The sequence below is a fragment of the Sphingopyxis jiangsuensis genome, from assembly GCF_016734905.1.
In the GTDB taxonomy this organism is placed as follows: domain Bacteria; phylum Pseudomonadota; class Alphaproteobacteria; order Sphingomonadales; family Sphingomonadaceae; genus Sphingopyxis; species Sphingopyxis jiangsuensis.
In genome coordinates, this window is sequence record NZ_JAERPO010000005.1 from 21,665 (window position 1) to 27,724 (window position 6,060).

General features: G+C 60.6%; 4 protein-coding genes and 1 pseudogene. 1 reads left to right on the plus strand and 4 read right to left on the minus strand.

Features of this window, described 5'->3' with window-relative positions; genetic code table 11:
- Positions 1 to 2: 2 nt before the first annotated feature.
- The 4 genes from JI743_RS15090 to JI743_RS15105 form a co-directional block, all read right to left on the minus strand.
- A complete protein-coding gene (locus tag JI743_RS15090; RefSeq protein ID WP_201929496.1) occupies positions 3 to 782 on the minus strand; it encodes an SDR family NAD(P)-dependent oxidoreductase in 780 nt (259 codons plus the stop codon).
- Complete coding sequence (locus JI743_RS15095) at positions 779 to 2,413, minus strand: MFS transporter (RefSeq protein ID WP_201929498.1); 1,635 nt, start codon at positions 2,411 to 2,413, stop codon at positions 779 to 781. Before JI743_RS15095 ends, JI743_RS15090 begins: the two co-directional genes overlap by 4 nt.
- A 1-nt stretch (position 2,414) precedes the next feature.
- Positions 2,415 to 4,634: a beta-galactosidase gene (locus JI743_RS15100; protein ID WP_330903022.1), complete on the minus strand. Its 2,220-nt coding sequence runs from the start codon at positions 4,632 to 4,634 to the stop codon at positions 2,415 to 2,417.
- A 112-nt stretch (positions 4,635 to 4,746) separates the two neighbouring features.
- Positions 4,747 to 5,697, minus strand: a complete 951-nt coding sequence (locus JI743_RS15105) for an SMP-30/gluconolactonase/LRE family protein (protein WP_236660069.1) — start codon at positions 5,695 to 5,697, stop codon at positions 4,747 to 4,749.
- Between the two features lie 174 nt (positions 5,698 to 5,871).
- On the opposite strand from JI743_RS15105, the pseudogene JI743_RS15110 reads away from it, so the two are divergent.
- Positions 5,872 to 6,060, plus strand: a pseudogene (locus JI743_RS15110) (hypothetical protein); the annotation flags it as partial.

Below are 6,060 nucleotides of genomic sequence, written 5' to 3' on the forward strand. Positions count from 1 at the left end.
TCCTATTTGAGTTCGTCGTCGCGGCACAATTGCACCGCAAGCCCGTGATCAGCAATGAGATCGGCGCCGGTTATGGCCGCAGCAGCGCCCGACACAAGGAACGCCGCGACCGCCCCAATCTCTTCGACAGTGGCGAAATTGCCGTCGGCGTGCATCGCGTTGAAGCTGCGCTCGAGCTCGGGCGACCGATCGATCACTTGCTGGACGGCCTCGGTGCGCGTCAGGCCCGGACTCAATGTGTTGACCCGAATAGCCCGCGCGCCGAGACTCCAGCTGAGCGCGCGCGTCATCGCGGCAATCGCCCCCTTGGTCGCGGCATACATCTCATAACCCGCGACGCTCGCCACCGAATGGTTTGACGAAATGTTGAGGACGGCGCCCCCTCTCGGCATTGCGGGCACCAGCGCCTGGGTGAGCAGAAAAATCGACCGCACGTTGGTCGCCCAGAGTCGATCGAGATCGTCGGCCGGAAAGACGAGAAAATCGCCTTCGATGGTCACGCCCGCATTGTTGATGAGACCATCGATCCGCCCAAGTCGATCTATCGCGGCGTTTGCAAAATCGGCGATGCTCGCCGGATCGGAAACATCGAGGGTCATGAAGCTGGCTTCCTGACCCCGGCTTCGGATCAGCGCGGCCTTGTCCTCGCCCTCCGCGCTTCGCTGACCAAAGAAGACATGCGCGCCGGCCGCGGCGCAGGCCTGGACGATTCCCCATCCGATACCCGCTCCGCCACCTGTGACGACGACATTCTTGCCTTCAAGACTTTGCGTTGGAATCACTGCGTTTCCTTCCTGCCGGCGAGTTCCGCGGCGATATCTTCAATCGACCTGCCCTTGGTTTCCGGCAGCATCTTCCAAAGGACGGCAAGTCCAACGCAAACACAGGCGGCATAAAAGCCGAAGACCGATGCGGCGCCCAGATTGACCAGCTGCCATGGGAAAAATTGTTGAACGCCGTAGTTCAGGACGCTTGTGAGGAGAGCGCACGCCGGGATCGCCACACCGCGAACGGCCGTCGGGAAAATTTCGGACAGGATAACCCACATGATCGGCCCGATCGAAAATTGAAAGGCCGCCACAAAGGCTGCAATGCTGGCGAGCACGAGCCAGCTGTTGATGTTCGTGCCCGCCTTCAGGAGTTCGGCTTCATTGGCTTGGGCGACCTGCTTGCCGAGGGCGCGATTGAGCTCGTCCTTGAAGGCCACATCGCCATCGAAGGCGCGCCCCGCCATGGGCGCCAGCGCATCGCGGTCGATTGTAGAGGGCAAAGCGGCGATCGAAGCGGGGCTGAGCCGATAGGTCGCGCTCGCAAAACTGTAGGAGCAAGCGATCAGGCTTATGGCTGCAACTCCGAGCCCTCCCAGCAGTATCGTCCGTCGGCCGATCCGGTCGATGAAGAAGAGCGCGGCGGTGGTCGCGACGATGCTGAAGACGCCGTTCACTACCGGTACGAGGAACGATGCATCGACGCCCACGCCGACCTGCTCGATGACATAAGGAGCATAGAACATGATGGCGTTGATGCCCGTCGTCGGCTGGACCGCGGCGATGACGAGGCCGATGATCGTTGCCCGCACGATCGTCGGCGAGATCATGCGGCGCAGGTGGTGCAGGGTTCCCGCATCATGCTCGCCCGACTGCGCACGATCTGCCGCCACCGTCGTTTCGATGTCGGCGATCGCCGCGCCCGCTTCGTCGGCGGGCATCAGACGCGCCATGACGCTCTCCGCTTCGGCGCGCCGCCCGCGCAGCATCAGCCACCGTGGGCTCTCCGGTATCCGTATCAGGAATATGATCCAGAGGATCGAGGGCGGAATCTGGACGCCCAGCATCCATTGCCACGTGTAGCGATCCATCCCGATGGCGGACACCCAAGAGGCGCCCTGCTCGACCCAGCCATGAATGAAATAATTGGCGAGATAGGCAGCGAACAGCCCGAACACGATGTTGAGCTGGTTTACGGCGACGAGCAGGCCGCGCTTGGCCGGCGGTGCGATCTCTCCGACATACATGGACGACACCGAAAGCGAAGCAAAGGCCAGACCGCCGAGAAAGCGCGCGGCGACAAGTTGCCACAGCGATTGGGAAAGGACCGCAAAAATGGCGGACAGCAGGTAAAGCCAACCGATGATGAGCAAGGTGCGACGCCGCCCGAGCCGGTCGCAAATATGGCCGGTGACGAGCAACGCGAAAACCACACCAAGACCGGGTGCGCTTACCGCATATCCATAACCGATCGCATCAGTGCCCAGATCCTGCATGACATAGGTCTTGGTACCCGACACCAAGGCAGCGTCGAGACCGAAGACAAAGCCACCAAAACAGACCATGATGGCCAGCAACAAGGCGCGCGAGTTGGTTTGCGCGCTGTTGAAGCCATGATTTTGACCGAGGTCGATCGCGCCCGCCATGTCAGTTCCCGAACCGGCGGCGGTAAAGATCGTAATTGAAGCGCCGCGCCGAAGCGGTCATCTCGGGATAGGGCATGTCGGTGTTCGTCACCCAACCGACGTTGTAATTTTCGCCATCATAGGCACGACCGGTGACATTGTCGTCAATATACTGGAACCAGTGCGCACCCACCATCATCGGATGGTCGAGAACCGAGTTCATATATTGCTCGTACATCCGGGCGCGATCGGCCTGATCGACGCCGATCACAAGCCCCGGGTGATAGAGCCCCGTGTCCGAGGTGCTACCGATATGGAACTCGCCGATGATCGTCGGACGATCGAGCTTCTTCAGGAAATCCCATGACTCGGGATGAATCGTCTCGCGATAGACGTTGTAGCTCAGCACGTCGGAATATTTGAGCGCAGCTTTGGTCACCTCAGCCGGCATACCCCACTCGGCCATTCGGACGCCCATATACATATGGTCGGGCATCACCCGCTTCAGCTCGTCGCGGACCGTTCGGAAATAGGTCTCGGCATAATCGGCAAAAAGCCAAGAAAGATCGGGGATCGCCGGGTCGATCGTTTCGATTTTTGCCCCAGCCGCGAAATTGTCCCAGCTGGAATATTGCGTTCCCCAAGCCACATTGAGCGCGCCAATCGATTTATATTTCCCTTGGAGCATCTTCGTGAACGCAGCCTTCGCCGGGCTATCCGTAGACGGCCTCGCCAATGCGTCGAGGACCGCAGCATATTGATAGCGCGGTGTATCGGTGCGTCCCCAGCTTTTCTCGTTGTCGACAAATACCCCGACGCACCACGGCGAGCCCTTCACTTCGCGGGCAATCTGTTCGATCGTCAAGCGCGCCCTGCGCTTGAATTCCGGATCGTAGACGTCAGGCAAGGGCGACCAATAGTCGAACCCCGAGGACAGGGTCTTGAACTTGCCGATGATCCACCCGTTGGCGAAGTAGGGCATTTCCTGATTGTCGTAATAGATCGGATCGATCCAGTTGCCGAACGAGGTCATGCCCCAGTCGCGCATGCGTGACAGCGTCACATCGCGCCATTTTTTCATATAGCCGTCACCATAGCGGCGCTCGAGATTGGCTTTGTAGAAACTATAGACTTCGCCATGCTCCAACGCGCCTTGGTGAAAGGTCCGGCGATACCCGTAATGATCGCCGAGCGGGTCGTCGTAGGCAGGGAGCCATTGGAACATCGAGCGTCGCAAGGGCGAGGCAAGGAAGCGCGTGCCACGCACCGACGGATCGACGGGAACGACATCGCGCGAATCCTCGGGGGTCAACTCCTCGGGATCGATCTTGCGGACGGAAGGATCCTCGAAGTCATAGCCCGTTACCGTCTCCAGATTGGCCATGCGGACATTCGCGATCCCGCTGGAGAAGAAGAGATGGCCATCGGGATCGACCAGCCACCATTTCCCGTCGACCTTCTCGGTCCGGAAAAAGCCCGTTCCCTTGAGGGTAGGTCCCGCCGACCAGCCTCCCCAGCGGGAACGCTCGGGCGGGCCTTTCGACGCGGCCAGCTCGGCAAGCTCCTTCGCGGCCGCAGCCTTGAGTTCGGCCTCGCTGTGGATCTTGATCGGATAATCCACCTTTGCGGCCTGACCAAAACGGTCGACAATCTCGGTCAGGAAAAAGGGATCGGTTGCCGGGTTCGAACGAAGGCGAATATTGTCGATGACAAGCTTGCGGGGCGTGGTGATGGCTTCGAGTTCGAAACTGATGTGCGCGATGCGCGACAGATCGAGTCCGCGGTCGCCGTTGCGCCAAAAGAGTTTGACATCGTCGCTCCGCCAACCGGGCGGAATCTCGCGCAGCCCTGTCTGCACGCTGGCCTCGAATCCCGACAAAACCGCGTAAAGCGTCGCCGAACCCTGAGCCGGAATGGCCGCGCTCCGCCGTTGAGCCCGCCCGTCGACGTCGACGATGTTGAAGAAAATCTGGGTGGACATCGGGCTGTCATTGAACACGTCGAACGCCAGGTTGACATCGCCCCGCCCTCCGAGATCGAGCGGCTTGGCAAATGAAAGCGTGACGACATCGTCGACGCGCGGCTCGAAGCTGATCGCGAGGGCGCGACTGCCGTCAGTCGCCTTCTTGCTGGCGACGATATTGGCCGTCGCGTTGCGCGCCTCGATCTTGGCAGGAACCGACTCGAAACTCTCGACCGGCCATTGATTCGCTGTCCCCTCTCCGACGACGGCCGTCGTCACGGCAAACGCCGAAAGGGCGGCAGTGCAAAGCAAGTGTCCGAAGCGCATATATCTCTCCCATCAAGACTGTTTGCAGCGGACCTATCGGCTGAAATGTCGATTGTCTACAATTTTAAGTGGCGTGCCGGACAGTCTGCGGCAAATCGGCCAAGCGTACGCGCCAAAGCCGGTCGTTCGCCGTAATGTACAGCCATTTCCCGCCGCTCCCGATGCAGCAATTGCCCGTTGGCACGCCTGTCACGATGCGGCCCAAAGCCCGTCCCTCGACATCAATCACGGCGACGCCGCCCGGTGCGGCGACGAAAAGCGTGCCGTCCGGCGCCACCGCCATGCCGTCGGGCATTCCCGGACTGCCATCGCGTTGAAAAACGCGCATGTCGAACCACCGGTCGATTCGTTCGATCACCTTTCCGCCGCGCAGCTCGAACCTTACGATACGCGGATCGGCGGGATCCGAGACGGTGACATAAAGATGGCTCTCGTCGGGAGACAGGCCAATCCCGTTGGGATAGCTCACAGCCCCGTCGAGAAGGTCGATAGCCTCTTCCTTCCCGGCCCGGTAAATTCCGTTGACCGAACGCCGCTTGGCGATCCCCTTCCCCCCATCGATCAGGCCGTAGGGCGGATCGGTGAAAAATAGCGTGCCATCCTTCGCCAGCACCAGATCGTTGGGACTGTTGAATGGCAGGCCGTCACCCGCATGGAGAAGCTTGGCGCCGTCATCGGCGAGAGTGAGCGCGCGGATAGATCGGCTGTCCTGGTCGCAAATCAGGAGGCGATCGTTCGCAGCATCGTAGAGCAGACCATTTGTACCCGGCATGACGCCCGCGGCGGCCCCGCCGGATCCGCCGGGATCCTTGAATATGGTCAGTCCGCGACGCTCGTCCCACCGGTAGATCCGGTTGGCGGGAATGTCCGAAAAATAGAGGCAATCCCGTTTGACATCCCAGGTCGGCCCTTCGGCCCATTTGAACCCGTCCGCGAGCATCTCGGGCTGCGTATCGATTGCCAGATAGTCATCGAGGCGCGCATCGAAGCTGTCGATCCGCAGTGTTCCGGCCAAGGCATGGTCCTCGCTTCGGGCCTCGCCCACCAGGGCCGCCGTCGCGGCCAAGGCCAGCGGCCAAGCCAGGATGCATCGCCTCGAAATCATCACCCACTCCCCAATCATCATTTGCCACGCGTTGTAAACAATTCACAGCTTGACACAATCGTTGACAATTGACAATTGACGTTCATGGATATTGCCTATCATTCCGATGCGTCGGGGCCGGTCGGGTGCAATGGCGCTTCGCGCATCGTCGCGGTCGAACCGACGCTCTTTCGCGTCCCGCTTGCCGAGGCGCTCAGCGATGCCGGGCATGGGCTGCATACGCATTTCGAGATCGTGACCTGCCGCATCGTCTGTGCCGACGGTCTTGAAGGC